A 19,446-nucleotide genomic window follows, 5' to 3' on the forward strand; every position below is an offset into this window, starting at 1 on the left:
CAGTAGGTGATGTCACGTTGCACTCGAAAATGCGTGCGTGTGATGATCCTTGGCATGACCACGGGTGGGGACGGGATACCGGAGCAACAGCGCAGGCGGTCACGGCTGGCGGACCTTGATCTTCTTTCAGCACCGCTTCCCGGGCGAGGGCCCGTAGCGACCTCGGTGGAGGCGGAACAGCAACGGGTGCGTACGGCCCGACGGGAGTTCGCAGTCCTACTGGGTGAGTTCCGGCGTACGGCGGTGCTGGTGCCGCTGGATGAGGCCGGGGATCTGTGGTCTGCGGAGCAGAACGGAGTGCGGTGGATCTGTGCCTTCTCGGATGAGGAGGCGTTGGCCCGTTTCGCCTCGGCACGTGGTAAAACCGGGCGGGAATGGGCGTACCAGTCCGTTCTCGGTGCGAGGTTGCTGGATGTGATGGTGCCGTTGCTGCCGGGGCCGGCGGGGGTGGCGCTTGATGCCGGCAGCTTGAGCGGCGGGATGTTGTTTCCGCCGGTGGCGGGCATTGTGCCGGACGCGGTCGCGGTGGATCTCGGGGGGACGCGGTGAGCGGGGAGAACGCTGATCTTCAGATCCCGCCGGAGGCGCTGGCGGAGATCGCGAAGGGGATTGATCTGGCGCATGCGGAGCTGAAGGATCTCGGCATGATCGGCCAGGCGTCGACGGGTCGGGGGTTTTCGGATCTGGCCTTGTCGGGGCTGGAGTTGGGGCATGGCGGGCTGACGTCGGAGTTCGAGACGTTCTGCAACCGCTGGGAGTGGGGTGTGCGGGCCCTGACGCAGAAGGGCAACGGCTTCGCCCTCGGGGTCGGCCTGTCGGCGGGTTCGTTCGCGGAGCAGGAGCAGTACATCAAGGACTCGTTCAAGATCGGTGTGAACTCCTTGAACGGGAATCCTCATGCGTCCGAGGACGAGGTCAAGGCGATGGGCTGGGACACGATCCGTGCGCAGTCCGCGTACGACGACCCGGATTACAGCTGGGAGTCGATGAGTCAGGCCCAGGACGAGGTGAACCAGACCTGGAAGAACACCGCGTACGACGCGGAGGACGCAGCCCTCGATTCCATGGAGCGCAACGGGCTGATGGACCCGGCGGTGCGGGCTGCGGCGGATGAGCGGATGCGGGAGCAGTTGGATCCGTCGCAGGAGACGATCGATCAGGCTGGGCAGCCGCGGTGGGGGGAGAGTCGCTGATGGTGGACTGGGGGAAGTGGGGCGACGCTCTTTACGACGGGGCGGGTGATCTGGTCGACAAGGGTAAGGAGGTCGTCGGCACCGGCATCGACAAGGGCACCGATGTGCTCGGCTCGGGTCTGGAGAAGGTCGGTGCCGATGAGTGGGCTGACAAGGTTGAGGACTGGGGTGATGAGACCGCCTCCTCGCTGGGTGCGGATGTCGGAGAGCAGCAGCTCGGGCAGACCGAAGATGTGAACGAGTTGATCCACGGCCGGCCGGACAAGATCAGCGCGGCGGTGAAGAACCTCCGGGACTTCCAAAAGGCATTCGATCTCGTCGGTGGCGGGATGAGGAAGCTCGACTCCGGGCACTGGAGGGGTGAGGCTGCCGACGCCTTCCGCGCCAGGTTTCAGACCCTTCCGACCGACTGGCTGCGCGCGGCCGATGCGTTCGAGGACGCGGCCACGTCGCTGGAGACGTACGCCGGGACGGTCACCAGCGCGCAGGCCAAGGCCGGTGAGGCGATCGCCCTCTACAAGGAGGGCAAGCAGGACTACGAAACCGCTGCCTCCGCCTATAAGGAGAAGGCGGAGGCGTACAACGCGGTCCGCAACACCGACCACCCCCAACCGCATCCGGGAACGTTCACCGACCCGGGCGCGGCCAAGCGCCAGCATGCCCAGGAGATCCTCCAGGGTGCCCGGCGGGCGCGCGACGAGGCAGCCGAAGCGGCCAAGGGTGCGATCACGGCCGCGATGGCGCACGCTCCGAAGGAACCCACCGGTCTGGACCGGGCCAAGCAGGAGTTCTACGACTACGGTGTGGGCCAGGGCATCGAGCTGGCGCACTTCGGTGGTGGTGTCGTCAAGGGCACCGCGGGCCTGGTGAACTTCGTACGCTCGGTCAATCCGACCGACCCGTACAACCTGACGCACCCGGCCGAGTACTACAAGGGCGTCAACATGACGCTCGCCGGCCTCGTCTCCAGCGCCGCCAACCCCGACCGCACGTTGAAGAACGCCTGGGACGCGGCCAAGGGCGACCCCTCCGAATTTATCGGCCGACTCGTCCCCGAACTCGTCGGCACCAAGGGCGGTGGCCTGCTCAAGGGCGGCCTTCGAGCCGGAATGAAGGACCTGCTCGAACGCCCCAAGGGCAAGAATCGGCAGGGGCACGAGAGGAACCCCGAGTCCAACGCCAAGAAGTGCGGCGACGTCAAGTGCGCCGGAGACCCCGTGGACGTCGCGACCGGGCGCATGCTGCTCCCGCAGACGGACATCGTGCTGCCGGGATCGCTGCCCCTGGTCTTCGAGCGCGTCTTCGACTCCTCGCACCGCGCCGGCCGCTGGTTCGGCACGGGCTGGTCGAGCACGGTCGACCAGCGCCTGGAGATCGACGCGGAAGGCGTGGTCTTCAGCTGCAGCGAGGGCAGCCTGCTCGCCTATCCGCATCCCGCACCTGGCGCCCCCGTCATGCCCACACACGGTCGGCGCTGGCCCCTGGACCGGGTGGGTGACGGCTACACCATCACTGATCCGGAAACCGGCCAGGTCCGCCACTTCGTCGACCAGCCCGCTGGGGAGCTGGCGCTTCTGGCCCATATCGACGACCGCAACGGCCGCTGGATCGCCTTCGAGTACGACGAGGCGGGTGCTCCGACCTCGATCGTGCACCACGGCGGTTACCACCTGAAGCTCACCACGCGCGAGGGCAGAGTCACCGCCCTGCACCTGGCAGGCGCCGCCCCCGACGGCACCGACCAGGAGATCCTCCGCTACGGCTACACCGACGGCCACCTCACCACGGTCACCAACTCATCGGGCAAACCTCTGCGCTTCGACTGCGACGAACTCGGGCGCATCACCGCATGGACGGACACCAACAACAGCCGGTATGAGTACGTCTACGACGAACACGACCGCTGCGTGTACCAGGCCGGCACCAACGGTTACCTCGAAGCCAGCTTCACCTGGGACGACACCGCCCCAGCCACCGGCCTGCGCATGACATCCATGACGGACAGCCTCGGCCACACCACGCGATATGTAATCAACGACCACTCCCAGGTCGTCGCCGAGATCGACCCCCTGGGTGCGATCACCCGCTTCGAGCACGACCGCTACCACCACCTGGTGTCCCGGACGGACCCACTCGGCCGCGTAAGCCGCTACACATTCGACGAGCACGGCCGCCTCACCGTCGCGGAACGGGCCGACGGCCGTCAGGTCCGGGCCGATTACGACGAGCGCGGGTTCATGGTCCGGTCGGTCGGCACCGACGCCAACATCACGCGTCAGACTTTCGATCGCCGCGGCAACCGGACATCGGTCACGGAGCCGTCCGGTGCAACCACCCACTTCACCTATGACGATACCGGCTGCCTCACCTCCATCACGGATGCGCGCGGGCACACTTCGTCTGTGGCCTCCGATGAGGCGGGCCTCTCTCTGGCCATCACTGATCCGCTGGGGAACATCACACGCTGCGAGCGCGATGCCTTCGGTCGACCTGTGTCGATCACCGATCCGCTGGGGGCCGTCACGCGCCTGGAATGGACGGTCGAGGGAAAACTCTCCCGCCGTGCCGAGGCGGATGGGAGCATGCAGTCATGGACATTCGACGGTGAAGGTAACTGCCTCAGCCATTCGGATCCTGTCGGCGGAGTCACTACTTTCGAGTACACCGATTTTGATCTCCTCACCGCCCGCACGGGTCCGGGCGCTGTCCGCCACGAGTTCAGCCACGACACAAATCTCAACCGCATACAGGTCACCAGCCCCCAGGGGCTGACGTGGGAATACAGGTATGACCCGGTCGGCCGACTCATATCGGAAACCGACTTCGACGATCGGACGCTGACGTACGAGAGGGACGCGGCGGGGCGTCTCGTCTCCCGAACGAACGCACTGGGCCAAGTCATCCGTTACGAACGGGACGAGCTGGACCGTGTTGTCCGCAAGGACGCCGCAGGGGCCGTGACGACCTTCGCGTACGACTTCGCGGACCAACTCGCGGAAGCCGTGAACTCGGACGCGACGATCACACTCCTCCGCGACCGGTACGGCCGCCTCAGGTCTGAGACCGTCAACGGTCGGACAACGGCGTACGAGTACGACGATCTCGGCCGCCGGACGAGTCGAACGACCCCCACGGGGGCAGTCAGCACCTGGGCTTACGACCCGGCTGGCCGTCGTACCTCGCTGACTGCGTCCGGCCGCACCATGGCCTTCGCATACGACGCGATCGGCCAGGAGACCACCCGCAGGATTGGCGACACGGTCTTACTGGTGTCCCGCTACGACCGCGCAGGTCGTCTCATTACCCAACATGCCATGGGTGCGGGCCGCAGCATCCAGCGCCGTGACTACGCATACCGCGCAGATGGCAATCTCATCGGCGTGGACGACCAGCGCTCGGGCTCGATAACCTTCGACTTGGACCTGATCGGCCGGGCCACCTCGGTCCACTCGATGGAGTGGACCGAGCGGTACGCCTACGACGAGGCGGGCAACCAGACGGACGCCTTTTGGCAGGCCCCGCACCCCGGACAGGAATCTGCGGGTCCCCGTAGCTACACGGGCACGGGGATCAGCCGCGCGGGCAGGACCGTCTACGAACACGACGCATTGGGCCGCATCACCTCACGGCAGAAGACCCGTCTGTCTCGCAAGCCGGACACCTGGCACTACGACTGGGACGCCGAAGACCGCTTGCGCTCGGTGTCCACCCCTGAGGGCGCGATGTGGCGCTACGCCTACGATGCGCTCGGCCGACGCACATCCAAACAACGTCTCGCTGCCGACGGCACGACCGTCCTCGAACAAGTCACGTTCACCTGGGATGCCACGACTCTTTGCGAGCAGACGACGGAGTCACCGGCATTGCCTCATCTGGTAGCTCTCACCTGGGACCACAGGGGCCTCCAGCCGCTTACTCAAAGAGAATGCCTCTTCAACCGAGAAGCGCCCCAGGAGCTTGTAGACAGCCGGTTCTTCGCGATCATCACCGACCTGGTAGGCACTCCGACAGAACTGGTCGACGATTCCGGTCTGCTGGCATGGCACACCCGGAGCACTCTCTGGGGCACCACATCCTGGGCATCCACCAGCACCACCTACACGCCCCTTCGCTTCCCGGGCCAGTACTTCGACCCAGAAACGGGCCTCCACTACAATCACTTCCGCTACTACGAGCCCGAAACCGCCCACTACCTCAGCCCTGACCCCCTGGGCCTCGGCCCAGCACCTAACCCTGCAGCTTATGTTCCCAACCCTCACACCTGGGCTGACCCCCTGGGGCTTTCAGGCTGCAAGACCTTCATGCCTGGATCCAGCTTGGGAGACGTCGCCAATACTCCGGGATGGGTCCCGAATTCCATCCCTAAGGAGTCGATGCAGGTCCTTAGAGACATGGGGAAGCACAACTTCGCGTGGTGGGGCGGGCCAGGATTCCACGGACCGAAATGGTGGACTGAGCCATTCGAAAACAGCGGCGCGAAGGGTGGCTACCAACTTCCCACCCATGACCCGTCGGGAAATCCGATCACCTACCAAGAATATGGAACCTATCCATCACCGGATAATCCCAAGCCAGGCGGCGAGCGGTGGGTATTCGGAAGCGACAGGTCCGCCTATTACACCCCGACTCACTACCAGACGTACATCGTGGGCAGAAGCCCTGAATGGGTGCATTAATGAGAGACGAAGAACGGGCGATCCTTATCGCCCCATGGATGCACATCATCACACCAGGCGCCAGCCTGGATCTTGATCAACTCCTGCCCACTTCGGGTAGCGTTTATGTGGCACGCCTCAACGGCGCAGACATGCCTGAAGAGTTGTCGGCTTTTCAAAATTTCTGGGAGAGACTGAAGTTCCCTGAATATTTCGGGTGGAACTGGCACGCTTTCTACGACTGCCTTCGAGACCTTCATTGGCTCTCTTCGGACTACCACATTCTGATCATCGAATCAGCCGAGCGTGCACTTTCCGAGGATGACGCCGCTCGCAAGGAGTTCTTCAAAGCCCTCTACCGAGCCGGTCAACGATGGTCTTACACCAAGCGGCCCGAAGGAATCACGCTCAGCAAATTCTGTGTCGTCCTGTCGTGCGGCGAGGAGGCAGTGTCAACCGTCGCGAGCAGTCTCGTCGAACTTCAGAAGCAGGCCTGACCCAGCGCTGCTGTCCGGTGACCGGAAAGTGACATCCCCTCGCTCAACCGCCTACCGGCCCTCGCACTCAGGCCCCACCCAGGTCACCGGCGGCCCGGGCACCGGCAAGACAGTCGTCGCCCTGCACCGGGTACCTCATCTGCTGGGTTATCTGCGCGACGGGGGACCGGCTGGTCCATAGTGTCGGCCAACCGCAGGTCGGCGGAGTGCAAGCGGCCGGGGGCGAGCCGGTCCCCGCGCCACCGGCAGATACCCGCCCCCTCACCCCCCCGGCGCGAACAGCACCTCCTGCGCCGCCTCGCGGGCCGCGAGGACCGCGCCGCGCAGGACCGCTCCGCCGCCCAGGCGCCCGGCTCTGACCTCCGTCGCCAGCGGGGACAGCCGGGCGAGCCGCTCCTCGACCCGGGACGCGAGGGTGTCGCCGCCCGCCCGGCCGACCTCGCCCGCCAGGACCACACACCCCGGGTCCAGGACCGCGACGACGGAGGCCGCCCCGAGGGCGATCCGGTCGGCGAGCGCGGCGAGGAACGCCTCGCCCCGGGGCCCGCCGTCGGCCACCGCCGCCTGCACGGCGAACGCGGCGGCCGGGTGCTGTTCCCGTCCCCCGCTCTCCGCTCCGGCCGGGACCCGCACCTCGATCCCGTGGGCCGCCGCCAGCTCGCAGACGGCGACCGAACCGGCCAGCGAGTGGAATCCGCCGTCGCAGTTGACGGCCGAGGGAACGCCCCGTGTGCCGGGCACCGGCAGGAAGCCGATCTCACCCGCGCCTCCGGACGCGCCCCGCCGCAGGACCCCGTCCAGCATGACCGCGGCTCCGATGCCGTGCCCCAGCCAGAGCAGGGCGAAGGTGTCCCGGTCGAGGGCCGCCCCGGTGCGGTGTTCGGCCACGGCGGCCAGGTTGGTCTCGTTCTCGACGACGACCGTCGCGGGCAGCCGCCGCTGGAGCTCCTTGACCAGGCCCCGGTGCCAGGCCGGCAGTCCGGCGGTGTCCCGGAGTTCGCCGGAGACCGGGTCGATCAGCCCCGGCGCGCCGATGGCGACGCTGTGCAGCGGCGCGGTGCCGGCCGCGCGGGCGGTCCGTTCCACCATGGCCACGGCCTGTTCGACGGCGGGCCGGATCCCGGCGTCGCCGCCGATCGGCGAGGTGGCTTCCGCCAGCGTGGCACCGAGCAGGTCCGCGACGACCACGGCGACGCTGTCGGTCCGTACGTCGAGAGCGGCCAGGTGGGCCCGGTCGGCGGCGATCCCGTACAGGCGGGCGTTGGGGCCGCGCCGCTGGGTTCCGCTCTCGCCCACCACCCGGACGAGTCCGGCTTCCTGGAGCCGTTCCACCAGGTCGGCGACGGTGGGCCGGGAGAGTCCGGTCAGGGTCTTGAGCTGCGTGGCCGTCAACGGGCCGTCCTGCTGGAGCAGTCGCAGGGCGAGCCGGTCGTTGATGGCCCGGGCGGTGCTCGGGGATGCGGGCATGCGGGGATCCTTCCAGATCACTGCGGTCCGCCCGCACGGTATTTATCAGGCAGGGTTCCTGATAGTTTACGCCCGCACCGTCATCCGGACGTCCGGGCTGCCGGGGGTCACACTGTCCAGGGGAGGTCACGGCGCATGACGACGGAGACAACGGTTCCGGTCTTCGGTAGGGAGCAGGTCAGGCGGGCGAGGTACGCGGTGGCCGCGGTCTTCGCCGTGCACGGGGCGGTGACCGGCAGCTTCGCGACCCGCGTGCCGTGGATCCAGGACCACGCATCGGTCAGCGCCGGACAACTGGGGCTCGCCCTCGCCTTCCCGGCCATCGGCGCCTCGCTGGCCATGCCGCTCGCCGGCCGGGTCAGCCACCGCTTCGGCGCCCGGACGGCCCTGCGCGGGCTGCTGGCCCTCTGGACGCTGTCGCTGGTCCTGCCCGCCGTCGCCCCGAACCTCCCCACGCTCTGCGGAGCGCTCTTCGTGTACGGGGCGAGCGCCGGCATGTCGGACGTCGCGATGAACGCGCTGGGCGTCGAGGTGGAGAACCGGCTCGACAGGTCGATCATGTCCGGGCTCCACGGCATGTGGAGCGTGGGGGCGCTGATCGGCTCGGCCGCCGGCACGGTCGCCGCTCACGTCGGCGCCGACGCCCGGCTGCACCACACGGTGGCCGCGCTGGTGCTGACGGCGCTCGGCCTCGTCGCCTGCGGGGGCGTACTGGACCTGCGCAGCGAACCGGACGAGGAGCCGCCGCCCCGCTTCACGCTCCCTCCGAAGTCAGCCCTGGTGATCGGCGCGGTCGGCTTCTGCGCGGTGTTCGCCGAGGGAGCCAGCATGGACTGGTCGGCGGTCTACCTGAGGGATGTCATGGGCAGCTCGGCCGGCCTGGCGGCGGCGTCGACCACGGCGTTCGCCCTGACGATGGCCGTGGCCCGCATCGCCGGCGACAAGGTCGTCGACCGGTTCGGGGCGGTACGGACCGTGCGCGTGGGCGGGGTCCTGGCCACGGCGGGCGGGTTGCTGGTGGTCCTGTCGCCGAACACGGCGCTGGCGCTCTGCGGCTTCGGACTGCTCGGACTGGGTGTCGCGGTCGTCGTGCCGCTGGCGTTCGCGGCCGCGGGGCGCAGCGGGCCGAACCCGAGCCGGGCCATCGCGGGTGTGGCCACCATCACGTACACCTCCGGTCTGATCGCCCCGTCCGCGATCGGGTCGCTGGCCGAGGCGACCTCGCTGCTCGTGTCCTTCGGCCTGGTGACGGTGCTGGCGTTCGGCCTGGTGCTGGGCGCCGGGGTGTTGCGGGCGGGCGACCGCAAAGTCACGGAGGGCGGCGCACCGGCGCCGGTGCCGGCCGGGAGTCCGGCCGCCTCGGACTGAGCACGGGCGACGGGGTCGAGCGCGAGGTCACGGCGTCGCGGCACTAGCATGGCGCTGATCTTTTTCCGCGGGTGAACACCAGGGTGGGCACTTCGCACACACCGACAGGGAGCGACCATGGGCGGCCTCGGCGTGCGCTGGACCTTGCACGGCGACGGGAGGACTCCCGCTCCGGGGGCCGTCGTACGCCCCGACGAGCGGCTCTCCTGGCCCCGCACCTTCGGGCTCGGCGCCCAGCACGTGGTCGCCATGTTCGGCGCGTCCTTCGTCGCACCGGTCCTGATGGGCCTGGATCCCAACCTCGCGATCATGATGTCCGGCGTCGCGACCGCCATCTTCCTGCTGTCGACGCGCGGCAGGGTGCCCAGCTATCTGGGGTGCTCGCTCTCCTTCGTGGGTGTCGCCGCCACGATCCGGGCAAGCGGTGGCACCAGTGCCACCGTCACGGGCGCGGTGCTGGTGGTGGGCGCCGTGCTGTTCGTGGTGGGGCTCATCGTTCAGCGGTTCGGCGCGCGGATCATCCACGCGGCCATGCCGCCCGTGGTGACCGGCGCCGTCGTCATGCTGATCGGTTTCAACCTGGCACCGGTCACCGCGTCGACCTACTGGCCCCAGGACCAGTGGACGGCTCTGCTGGTCATGCTCTTCACCGGGCTGGCGGTCGTCTGCCTGCGCGGGTTCTTCTCCCGCATCGCGATCTTCCTGGGGCTCGTCTTCGGGTACGTCCTGTCCTGGGTGCTCGACCTGGTGTTCGGCAGGATCCACTCGCCGGCCGGCGGGGCCGAGGCCGTCGACCACTGGCGCCTGGACCTGTCCGGTGTGGCGGACGCCGACTGGCTCGGACTGCCGTCCTTCCACGGGCCGAGCTTCGAATGGTCCGCGATCCTGGTGGCGCTGCCGGTCGTGATCGCCCTGATCGCCGAGAACGCCGGTCATGTGAAGGCCGTCGGCGAGATGACCGGTGACTCCCTGGACGACAAGCTGGGCACCGCCATCGCGGCGGACGGCGCCGCCTCCGTGCTGTCCACCGCCGTGGGCGGCCCGCCCAACACGACGTACTCGGAGAACATCGGGGTCATGGCGGCGACCCGGGTCTACTCCACCGCCGCCTACTGGGCGGCCGCCTTCTTCGCTCTGCTGTTCGGCCTCTGCCCCAAGTTCGGCGCGGTCGTCGCCGCGATCCCCGGCGGCGTGCTGGGCGGCATCACCGTGATCCTCTACGGGATGATCGGCCTGCTGGGCGCCCAGATCTGGCTGAACGCCAAGGTCGACCTGCGCAACCCGCTCAACCTCGTGCCCGCCGCCGCGGGCATCATCATCGGCGTCGGCGGGGTCAGCCTGAAGATCACCGACAACTTCGAGCTGAGCGGCATCGCACTGGGCACCCTCGTCGTGATCACCGGCTACCACGCCCTGCGGGCGTTCGCCCCCGCCCACCTCAAGACCCAGGAACCCCTGCTGGACTCGGGCACGTCCACGTACGACGAGGAACCGCCCACCGGGACGGCCTGACCCGGCTCCGCCGGGGGCACCGCCCCCTCCCCCGGCCGTCCCCGGCGCCCGGACGTTCGTCCGTTCCGATGAACGCTCCGGCCCGTCGGCACCGCGAGGGGCCTCCGGCTGGGACGCTGCGTCCATGAACCGGTTCGAGGAGTGCGCGGGTCCGGCCGGGTCGGCCGGCACGGTGACCGAAGCCGACACGGTGACCACCGATGCCGGCGCCGTGACCACCGATCTCGGCGCCGTGATCGAGCGGATGCGCGGCCTGGGCTCCGGCTGGCCGCCCGGGGACGGCGTGGCGGTGTTCAACCAGGTCTATCTGACGGTCACCGAGACGGTCGGGGCGCGGGTGGGCGACGGCGCCCTCGGCGACCGCACGGCCGGATCCGCACTCGACGTGCGCTTCGCGGAGCACTACCTGAGGGCGGTCGACGCGGCCGCGGCGGGCGGGCGGCCGCCCGAGTGCTGGCGTCCCCTGTTCGAGAACCGCCGCCACCCCGGGCTCGGTCCCCTCCAGTTCGCCCTCGCCGGCATCAACGCCCACATCGGCCATGACCTGGCGCTGGCCGTGGTGGACACCTGCCGTGCCTTGGACTGCGTCCCCCGCGACCTGGAGGAGGAGTTCGAACGGGTGGGCGATCTCCTGGCGACGCTGGAGGAACGGATCCGCGACGAGCTGATGCCGGGCCCCGATCTGCTTGAGGTGGCCGACCCGCTGACCCACCTGGCGGGCGTCTGGAGCCTGGAGCGGGCCCGCGAGGCCGCGTGGACGGCGGCCGGGGTCCTGTGGCGGCTGCGGGGCGTGCCGCTTCTCGCCGAGGAGTTCAGGTCCCGGATGGACGCGGGGGCCGGCCTGGTGGGGCGCTTGCTGCTCACCCCCTGCCGCTGACCCGCGGCCCACCCCCGCGCCAGGCGGCGGGCCGCCGGGCTCAGTCCTCCGGCAGTTCGACCGGTGCGATGTCGTCGAAGACGTCGCCCGGGCCGGGGTTCGTCGGGTCCGTGGCGCCCCCGAACTGGGCCATCACACCCCACACGGCGTTGAGGGCGGTCTGCACGGCGCCCTCGGCCCAGCCGGCCGTCCACGAGATGTCGTCACCCGCGAGGAACAGGCCCCGCTTGTCGGCGGGCAGGCGGTCCTGCATGAAGTGGGTGAACAGCCGCCGCTGGTAGCGGTAGTGGCCGGGCAGGTTGGCCTTGAACGCACCCATGAACCAGGGTTCGTTCTCCCAGGAGACGGTGACCGGGTTGCCGATGACGTGCTTGCGGATGTCGACACCGGGATAGATCTCGCCGAGCGACTTGAGCATCACGTCCATGCGCTCGTTCGGGGAGAGCGGCAGCCACTTCAGGCTGTCGTCGCACCAGGTGTACGAGAGGCAGATGACGGCCGGCCTGCCGGGGCCGTCGTCCAGCAGGTACGTGCCCCGGGTCATCCGGTCCGTGAGCGTCATGGACATCGTGTCGCGGCCCGTCACCTCGTCCTTGTCCAGCCAGAACGGCCGGTCGACGGGCACGAACAGCTTGGAGGACTCCATGTAGTGGGTGCGCTCCATCGCCGTCCAGTGGTCGATCGGGAAGAGCGCGTCGTCGCACGCGATCTTGGACAGCAGCAGCCAGGACTGCCCGGTGAAGACCGCGGCCCGGTAGGTCCGGATGTCGCCGGTGGCGTCGGTGACCGTGATCCGGTTCCCGGCCGTACGGTCGAGCCGGGTCACGGCGGGCCGCGGCTCGCCGCAGTGCAGCGAGGCCAGCGAGGTACCGAGGGGCCAGTGCACGATCTTCCCCGGCTCCCGCTCCCAGAGCCGCAGCGGCAGCTGCTGGCTGCCGCCGACGATCCCGCGGTGGTGGTCGTCGGCCTCCGTGTAGACGACCCGGAGGATCTCCAGGATGGAGTTGGGGAAGTCGGTGTCCCAGCCGCCCGTGCCGAAGCCGACCTGGCCGAAGATCTCGCGGTGCCGGAAGGACCGGAAGGCCTCGGAGTCGCAGAGGAAGCCGTAGAAGGTCTGGTTGTCGAGCTTCTCGACGAGCCTCGCCCAGATCTCCCGGATGCGGGGCACGTCCCGCTCGCGCATCGCGCGGTTCATGTCGGAGAAGTCGGCGCCCTCCTCCAGGCAGGCGCTCCACGCGTCGGCGACGTCGCGGTAGACCTGCGGGAGGTCGTCGATCGTCCTCGCGTAGTGGGACTCGCCCTTCAGGTCGACGACGGTCGAGGGGGTGGCCGGGGAGAGCGGGTTGGGGAACGGCTCTGTCTCCAGGCCCACGAGGTCGATGTAGTGCTGGAGCGCCGTGGAGGACGGAGGGAAGCGCATGGCGCCCATCTCGGCGGTCAGCGAGGGGTCGCAGCCCTCGAAACCGACGGTCCGCAGCCGGCCGCCGATCCGGTCCGCCTCGTACACGACGGGCTTCAGGCCCATCTTCATCAGTTCGTAGGCCGCCACGATGCCCGACAGCCCTCCGCCGATGACGGCGACCTCGGCGCCGTGTTCGGTCGCCGGTATCTGGCCGATGCCCGCGGGGTGGGCCAGGAAGTCGTCGTAGGCGTAGGGGAAGTCCGGTCCGAACATGGTGATCGGCGGCTGCGCGTCGGTGTGCTGGACGGCGTTGGGCACCGTGGACGTCATGGGGTACGGACTCCTTGCGGGCGGACGCGGGGAACGCGGGAACGGGGCGGGCGGCTCAGACGAGGGAGCGGTACAGCGGAGGGCGGCGGCCGTCGAGGTAGGGGTTGGCCGCGCGCGAGGCACCGAGGAGGGCGGTGTCGACCGCGGCGACGACGAGTTCCTCCCCGCGCCCGGCCCGGGCGCGGGCCGTGCCGTCGGGGCCGGCCAGGCAGCTCAGTCCGGTGAACTCGAACTCGCCCTCCGAGCCGGTCCTGTTGACGTAGGCGACGTACATCTGGTTCTCGAAGGCGCGCACCGGCACGACGGACTCGGCGACGAAGGCGAAGGGGTGCATCAGCGCGGTGGGCACCAGCAGCAGGTCGGTCCCGGCCAGGGCGTGGGCCCGCACGTTCTCCGGGAACTCGACGTCGTAGCAGATCAGCAGGCCGATCCGGACACCGTCCAGCTCGGTCTGGACGACGGGCTGCTCACCGGGGGTGAACCACTTCTCCTCGAACGCTCCGAAGAGGTGGGTCTTGCGGTAGTGGGCGAGCGCGGCACCGTCCGGGCCGATGAGCTGCGCCGCGTTGAAGATCAGTCCGCCGGCGCGTTCCGGGTAGCCGTACAGGACGGCCAGACCGTGCCGGGCGCAGATCTCGGCGACCGCGCCCGCCCCGGGGCCGTCCGCGGGCTCGGCGAGTCGGGGCACGGCGTCGCCGACGGCGTACCCGGTGAGGAACATCTCCGGGCAGACCAGGAGGCGCGCGCCCGCCTCCGCCGCCTTTCCGGCGGCCTCGTCCAGCACCGCGAGGTTCCCCGCCACGGAGCCGGGTCGTCCGGAGCTCTGGAGCAGTGCGGTGCGCAACGGCGGCATGGCTGACCTCGGGGCGGTGCGGGCGGGGTGGGGAGACGTATCGACGGTACGGGGCGGCCGTCAGCCCCGGCAAGGCGCGACTGTTGCGCGTCCACCGTCGATCCGTTGCGCTCCGTCCCGCCTGCCCGGCGATTCGTTGCGTACGGTCCTCGTGCAGGTCAGGCGGGTGATCTGGGTCTCACACGGACGTGATCGGGTCTCAGGCGGGCGGGCCCGAGGAGTACCGGCGCAGCAGCGGGGAGAGCACGAGTACCGACTTGGTCCGCTCGACGTAGGGCTCGCCCGCGATCCGTTCGAGCACCTGCTCGAAGTGCCGCATGTCGGCGGCGAAGACGTGCACGATCGCGTCGGCGTCCCCCGTGACCGTGGACGCGGCGGCGACCTCCGGGTAGTGGGCGAGGCCGTCCTTGATCGCGTCGGGGGCGGTGTTGCGGCTGCAGAAGATCTCGATGAACCCCTCGGTCTCCCAGCCGAGCGCCGCCGGGTCGACGCGCACGGTGAAGCCGGTGATGGCGCCCTCGGCGCGCAGGCGGTCCACCCGGCGTTTCACCGCGGGTGCCGACAGGCCGATGAGCGCCCCGATGTCGGCGTAGGAGCGGCGGGCGTCTTCGGCGAGGGCGTGGACGATGCGTTCGTCGAGGTCGTTCAGGCGCACTTCTGGTGGGTCACTTCTCTGCGGGGGCCGGTTCGGGGGCGGCGCGGGCCGCCCCCGAAGTAGACCATGGGCGCCCCCACCGGGCGCGCACACCGCGGGGCGACGGTCAGAAGGGGAAGCGCGAACGCCCGTGCTGTACGGAGATCCACTGCTGGGTGGTGAAGGCCTCGGTCATCGCGTCACCGTTCAGCCGCCCGAGGCCCGAGGCCTTCTCCCCGCCGAAGGGGACGACGGGCTCGTCGTGGACCGTGCCGTCGTTGATGTGGATCATGCCGGTCCGGATGCGCTTGCCCACCTGGACGCCGCGCTCGATGTTCGCCGTGTGGACCGCGCCGCTCAACCCGTACGGAGTGTCGTTGGCGATGCGGACCGCCTCGTCCTCGCCGTCGAAGGGCACGAGGAGGGCGACGGGGCCGAAGATCTCCTGGTGCAGCACGGGAGACCCGTCGGCGATGCCGGTCAGGACGGACGGGCCCACCAGGTTGCCGTCGACGGTGCCGTGCAGCAGCGCGGTGGCGCCGGCCTCCACGGTCTGGTCGACCAGCTTGGAGATGGCCTCGGCCTGTGAGGAGTTGATCAGCGGACCGATGTGGGTCGCGGGGTCGGCCGGGTCGCCCACCCGCAGGGAGGCGACCTTGGCCACGAACTTCTCGGTGAACTCCTGCTCCACGGCACGGTCGACCAGGATCCGGTTGGCCGCCATGCAGACCTGGCCCTGGTGGATGTAGCGGCTGAACACGGCCGCGTCGACGGCGTAGTCCACGTCGGCGTCGTCGAGGACGATCAGCGCGCTGTTGCCGCCGAGTTCGAGTACGGCCTTCTTGAAGTTGGCCGCGCAGACCGTCGCGACGTGGCGGCCCACCTTGTCGGAGCCGGTGAAGGATATGACCTGCGGGACCGGGTGCTCCAGCAGGGCGTCACCGATCTCCGCGATGTCGGTGACCACGACGTTCAGCAGCCCGGCGGGCAGACCGGCCTCCTCGAACACCCTCGCCAGCAGCGTGCCGCCGCAGACCGGGGTGTTCTGGTGCGGCTTGAGGACCACCGCGTTCCCGAGGGCGAGGGCGGGCGCGACCGACTTGAGCGACAGCAGGAAGGGGAAGTTGAAGGGGCTGATGACGCCGACGACGCCGACGGGGACCCGGTAGACGCGGTTCTCCTTGCCGTCGGTCGGCGACGGGAGGATCTGGCCGGCGGGCCGCAGCGCGAGACGGGCCGCCTCACGCAGGAACTCCTTGGCCAGGTGGAGCTCGAAGCCGGCCTTCAGCCGGGTGCCGCCGAGTTCGGCGACGATCGCGTCACCGATCTCGCTCTCGCGCTCCTCCACGACGCGCAACGCCTTCTCCAGCACCGCACGGCGGGTGTACGGGTTGGTGTCCGCCCACTCCCGCTGGGCGCGCTCGGCCGCGCGGTAGGCCTGGTCGACCTCGCCGGCCGTGGCCACGGTGATCGAGGCGAGCTTCTCGCCGTCGTAGGGGTTGAAGTCGATGATGTCCCAGGACCCCTTCCCCGGCCTCCACTCGCCGTCGATGTACTGCTGTGCCAGGTCGGTGAAGAAGGAGGACATGGATTCCCTTACCGCAGAGGGGCGGGCAGCTGACTGCGGCTCATATTACTTATCAAATAACGGAGTTGAAGCCGATCAAAGATGCCGGGAAAGAGAAGGCGAACGGTCATGCCCGGTCATCGGGCGTACAAGGCCGGCGCCCCTCCCGGAGCAGGGTCCGGGAGGGGCGCCGGTGGTGCGGGACAGCCCGCGGAGGGGCGTCGACGGTGCCTGGCAGCCCGTGGAGGCGGCCGTCAGCTCCAGCTGGCGTGCAGCGGCTTGCCCTCCGCGTAACCGGCGGCGCTCTGCACACCGACGATCGCCTTCTCGGCGAACTCCTCGAGCGAGGCGGCGCCCGCGTAGGTGCAGGAGGAGCGAACGCCGGCGATGATCGAGTCGACCAGGTCCTCGACGCCGGGGCGTGCCGGGTCGAGGAACATCCGCGACGTGGAGATGCCCTCCTCGAACAGCCCCTTGCGGGCCCGGTCGTAGGCGGACTCCTCGGACGTGCGGTTCTTCACCGCGCGGGCCGAGGCCATGCCGAAGGACTCCTTGTAGTAGCGGCCGTCGGCGGACTGCTGGAGGTCGCCGGGCGATTCGTACGTCCCCGCGAACCAGGAGCCGATCATCACGTTGGACGCGCCGGCGGCCAGCGCCATGGCGACGTCGCGCGGATGCCGGACGCCGCCGTCGGCCCAGACGTGCTTGCCGTGTCTGCGGGCCTCGGCGGCGCACTCCAGGACGGCGGAGAACTGCGGCCTGCCGACGCCGGTCATCATCCGCGTGGTGCACATGGCGCCGGGGCCGACGCCCACCTTGACGATGTCGGCGCCGGCCTCGATCAGGTCGCGGACGCCCTCGGCGGCGACCACGTTGCCCGCGACGACGGGCACGCGCGGGTCGAGCGCCCGCACCGCGGCGACCGCGCCGATCATGGATTCCTGGTGTCCGTGCGCGGTGTCCACGACGAGGGTGTCGACGCCCGCGTCCAGGAGCTGCTCGGCCTTGCCCGCCACGTCCCCGTTGATACCGACGGCGGCGGCGATACGCAGCTTGCCGTCCGCGTCGGTGGCCGGGGTGTACAGCGTGGCCCGCAGCGCGGCCTTGCGGGTGAGGATGCCGACGAGCCTGCCGTCCGCGTCGACCGCGGGGGCGAGCTTGCGGTTGGCCCCGTCGAGCTTGTTGAAGGCGTCGCGCGGGTCGATGTCCGCGTCCAGCACGACCAGGTCGCGGGACATGACCTCGGAGAGCTGGGTGAAGCGGTCGACACCCGCGAGGTCGTGGTCGGTGACGACGCCGACGGGACGGTGCTCGGCGTCGACGACGACTCCCGCCCCGTGGGCTCGCTTGTGCAGCAGGGAGAGCGCGTCGGCCACGGTCTGGCCGGGGGCCAGCACGATCGGCGTGTCGAGGACGAGGTGGCGCGTCTTGACCCAGCCGATGACCTCGGTGACGACCTCGATCGGGATGTCCTGGGGGATGACCACCAGTCCGCCGCGGCGGGCGATCGTCTCGGCCATCCGGCGGCCCGCGATGGCGGTCATGTTGGCGACGACGAGGGGGATGGTGGTGCCGGTGCCGTCGGGCGAGGAGAGGTCCACGGCCTGCCGGGACCCGACCGCGGAGCGGCCGGGGACCATGAAGACGTCGTCGTACGTGAGGTCGTAGGGGACCGAGGGAGAGGCCGTGTGACGACCGGTGCCGGGCTCAAGAAAACGCATAACACTCATTTTTTCATACGAAACGGTGCAGGTCGCTTCCACGAAGACACAGCGATGCACCCCCGTGTTCGTCGCTTCCTCCGAAGAGGCGTCCCGGGGGCCGGGGCAAGTGGAACCTGCCTTACCAGGGGACCTTACCCGAACAGGATTCGACCATTCGCGATCACGATCCCTGGACCGGGTGACGGGGGCTCAGGTAGCTTCGAATGCGCAGGTCCCGGGTGGCCGCAGCGCTGCGCGGCGGCGCACGGAAGGCCTGCCACGCGTCTGACCGGAAAGGACTCGGATCCGACTGTGGAGAGCGAACTGCCGGACATCTACTGCCCGTTCCCGCAGCGGAGCAACCCGCACGTGGATCACACCCGTGAGCACCTCGGCGTCTGGACGCGCCGCACCGGCCTGGTGCACCGGGAGTCCGCCAGGGAGCGTTTCGAGCAGGCCGACTTCGGCGCGTTCGTCGGCATGGTCTATCCCACGGCGGACGCCGAGCACCTGGACCTCGTCGCCGACTGGTTCGTCTGGCTGTTCCTCGTCGACGACCAGCTCGACGACGGGCACCTCGGCCGCAGCCCCGGGCGCGTACGCGACGTGGTCGCCCGGATGCGTGCGGTGGTGGAGGGCTCGGCCCCCGGCCCCCTCCCGGGCGAGGAGCTGCCCGCGGCCGTCGTCGCCCTGATGGACCTGTGGGAACGTACGACCGCACGGGCGGCTCCGCACTGGCGCAGCCGCTTCGCGTGGCACCTCATGACCTACCTGACGACCGCGACGACCTGGGAGGCCGGCAACCGGGCCGACGGCGTGGTGCCCTCCGAGGCGGCGTACATAGCCAACCGCCGGCACACCGGTGCGATCCACGTGTGCATGGATCTGATCGAGATCGTGGCCGGCGTGGAGGCGCCCGAGTCGGTGCACAACGACCCCCGGTTCATCACGGCGCTCGAGGCCTCGTGCAACGTCGTGTGCTGGGCCAACGACGTCTACTCCTACGAGAAGGAGCAGGTCCTCGGGGAGATCCACAATCTCGTCCACCTGGTCCGCCACCACCGCGGCTACGGCGAGCAGCAGGCGATCGACCACGTGTGCGCCGAGATCGCGGCCGAGACCGAGCGCTTCCTCACCGCCGAGGACGAGCTGCTCGACCTGTACCCCGAGCTGTCGGGGACGCTCCTCCCCTACCTCGGCGGGATGCGGAGCTGGATGCGCGGCAATCTCGACTGGTCGCGGCAGACCCCCCGCTACAACCCGGCGGACGTCAGCCAGCACGCGGAGCCCGGGGCGTATCTGGAGGAGACCGTCCTCGGGGTGGCTACGGACCGGGCGGCCCGGGGCGGTGCCCGGAGCTGAGCACGGCGGAGGCCGGGCACCGCACG

14 protein-coding genes are annotated in these 19,446 nt (G+C 69.6%); 8 read left to right on the plus strand and 6 right to left on the minus strand.

Going from position 1 to position 19,446, the window contains the following annotated elements; all coding sequences use genetic code 11:
• The first annotated feature begins 54 nt into the window (after positions 1-54).
• Genes ABZ371_RS01775 through ABZ371_RS01790 form a run of 4 tightly spaced genes read left to right on the plus strand, consistent with a single transcriptional unit; the run spans position 55 to position 6,345 of the window.
• Positions 55-549, plus strand: a complete 495-nt coding sequence (locus ABZ371_RS01775) for an SseB family protein (RefSeq protein ID WP_358672596.1) — start codon at positions 55-57, stop codon at positions 547-549.
• Entirely contained in the window at positions 546-1,193 is a 648-nt protein-coding gene (locus ABZ371_RS01780; RefSeq protein ID WP_358672597.1) for a hypothetical protein, read from the plus strand. Before ABZ371_RS01775 ends, ABZ371_RS01780 begins: the two co-directional genes overlap by 4 nt.
• Complete coding sequence (locus tag ABZ371_RS01785; protein ID WP_358672598.1) at positions 1,193-5,869, plus strand: putative T7SS-secreted protein; 4,677 nt, start codon at positions 1,193-1,195, stop codon at positions 5,867-5,869. Before ABZ371_RS01780 ends, ABZ371_RS01785 begins: the two co-directional genes overlap by 1 nt.
• Before the next feature lie 38 nt (positions 5,870-5,907).
• The gene (locus tag ABZ371_RS01790) at positions 5,908-6,345 is read left to right on the plus strand and encodes a barstar family protein (protein WP_358672599.1); all 438 of its coding nucleotides are present in this window, start codon (positions 5,908-5,910) and stop codon (positions 6,343-6,345) included.
• Positions 6,346-6,606: 261 nt separating this feature from the next.
• Here ABZ371_RS01790 and ABZ371_RS01795 read toward each other — a convergent pair whose 3' ends face one another.
• Positions 6,607-7,812, minus strand: a complete 1,206-nt coding sequence (locus tag ABZ371_RS01795) for an ROK family transcriptional regulator (RefSeq protein WP_358672600.1) — start codon at positions 7,810-7,812, stop codon at positions 6,607-6,609.
• A gap of 135 nt (positions 7,813-7,947) precedes the next feature.
• Between ABZ371_RS01795 and ABZ371_RS01800 the strand changes: the two genes are divergently transcribed.
• The 3 genes from ABZ371_RS01800 (at position 7,948) to ABZ371_RS01810 (ending at position 11,569) form a co-directional block, all read left to right on the plus strand.
• Positions 7,948-9,180, plus strand: coding sequence for an MFS transporter (locus ABZ371_RS01800; protein ID WP_358672601.1), 1,233 nt, complete (start codon positions 7,948-7,950; stop codon positions 9,178-9,180).
• 117 nt (positions 9,181-9,297) lie between these two features.
• Entirely contained in the window at positions 9,298-10,692 is a 1,395-nt protein-coding gene (locus tag ABZ371_RS01805) for a solute carrier family 23 protein (RefSeq protein WP_358672602.1), read from the plus strand.
• 124 nt (positions 10,693-10,816) lie between these two features.
• Positions 10,817-11,569: a DUF5995 family protein gene (locus tag ABZ371_RS01810; RefSeq protein WP_358672603.1), complete on the plus strand. Its 753-nt coding sequence runs from the start codon at positions 10,817-10,819 to the stop codon at positions 11,567-11,569.
• Positions 11,570-11,609: 40 nt separating this feature from the next.
• Here ABZ371_RS01810 and ABZ371_RS01815 read toward each other — a convergent pair whose 3' ends face one another.
• The 5 genes from ABZ371_RS01815 to ABZ371_RS01835 form a co-directional block, all read right to left on the minus strand.
• Entirely contained in the window at positions 11,610-13,301 is a 1,692-nt protein-coding gene (locus ABZ371_RS01815) for an NAD(P)/FAD-dependent oxidoreductase (RefSeq protein WP_358672604.1), read from the minus strand.
• A gap of 55 nt (positions 13,302-13,356) precedes the next feature.
• Complete coding sequence (locus ABZ371_RS01820; protein WP_358672605.1) at positions 13,357-14,154, minus strand: carbon-nitrogen hydrolase family protein; 798 nt, start codon at positions 14,152-14,154, stop codon at positions 13,357-13,359.
• Between the two features lie 199 nt (positions 14,155-14,353).
• On the minus strand, positions 14,354-14,809 hold the full coding sequence (locus ABZ371_RS01825; protein WP_358672606.1) for an Lrp/AsnC family transcriptional regulator: 456 nt from the start codon (positions 14,807-14,809) through the stop codon (positions 14,354-14,356).
• Positions 14,810-14,915: 106 nt separating this feature from the next.
• Positions 14,916-16,376, minus strand: a complete 1,461-nt coding sequence (locus ABZ371_RS01830) for an aldehyde dehydrogenase family protein (RefSeq protein ID WP_358672607.1) — start codon at positions 16,374-16,376, stop codon at positions 14,916-14,918.
• Positions 16,377-16,609: 233 nt separating this feature from the next.
• Positions 16,610-18,076, minus strand: coding sequence for a GuaB1 family IMP dehydrogenase-related protein (locus ABZ371_RS01835; RefSeq protein WP_358672608.1), 1,467 nt, complete (start codon positions 18,074-18,076; stop codon positions 16,610-16,612).
• 294 nt (positions 18,077-18,370) lie between these two features.
• Between ABZ371_RS01835 and ABZ371_RS01840 the strand changes: the two genes are divergently transcribed.
• Positions 18,371-19,420 (plus strand): terpene cyclase, encoded by a 1,050-nt coding sequence (locus tag ABZ371_RS01840; RefSeq protein ID WP_358672609.1) that lies wholly within the window; start codon positions 18,371-18,373, stop codon positions 19,418-19,420.
• The last annotated feature ends 26 nt before the right edge of the window (positions 19,421-19,446 follow it).

It is taken from the genome of Streptomyces sp. NPDC005899 (genome assembly GCF_040629645.1).
Classification (GTDB): domain Bacteria; phylum Actinomycetota; class Actinomycetes; order Streptomycetales; family Streptomycetaceae; genus Streptomyces.

Excerpts from the sequence above, each read along its gene's own strand:
- ABZ371_RS01775 (WP_358672596.1), top strand. The coding sequence starts at position 55 with ATGACCACGGGTGGGGACGGGATACCGGAGCAACAGCGCAGGCGGTCA.
- ABZ371_RS01785 (WP_358672598.1), top strand. The coding sequence starts at position 1,193 with ATGGTGGACTGGGGGAAGTGGGGCGACGCTCTTTACGACGGGGCGGGT.
- ABZ371_RS01790 (WP_358672599.1), top strand. The coding sequence starts at position 5,908 with ATGCACATCATCACACCAGGCGCCAGCCTGGATCTTGATCAACTCCTG.
- ABZ371_RS01795 (WP_358672600.1), bottom strand. The coding sequence starts at position 7,812 with ATGCCCGCATCCCCGAGCACCGCCCGGGCCATCAACGACCGGCTCGCC.
- ABZ371_RS01800 (WP_358672601.1), top strand. The coding sequence starts at position 7,948 with ATGACGACGGAGACAACGGTTCCGGTCTTCGGTAGGGAGCAGGTCAGG.
- ABZ371_RS01805 (WP_358672602.1), top strand. The coding sequence starts at position 9,298 with ATGGGCGGCCTCGGCGTGCGCTGGACCTTGCACGGCGACGGGAGGACT.
- ABZ371_RS01810 (WP_358672603.1), top strand. The coding sequence starts at position 10,817 with ATGAACCGGTTCGAGGAGTGCGCGGGTCCGGCCGGGTCGGCCGGCACG.
- ABZ371_RS01815 (WP_358672604.1), bottom strand. The coding sequence starts at position 13,301 with ATGACGTCCACGGTGCCCAACGCCGTCCAGCACACCGACGCGCAGCCG.
- ABZ371_RS01820 (WP_358672605.1), bottom strand. The coding sequence starts at position 14,154 with ATGCCGCCGTTGCGCACCGCACTGCTCCAGAGCTCCGGACGACCCGGC.
- ABZ371_RS01830 (WP_358672607.1), bottom strand. The coding sequence starts at position 16,376 with ATGTCCTCCTTCTTCACCGACCTGGCACAGCAGTACATCGACGGCGAG.
- ABZ371_RS01835 (WP_358672608.1), bottom strand. The coding sequence starts at position 18,076 with ATGCGTTTTCTTGAGCCCGGCACCGGTCGTCACACGGCCTCTCCCTCG.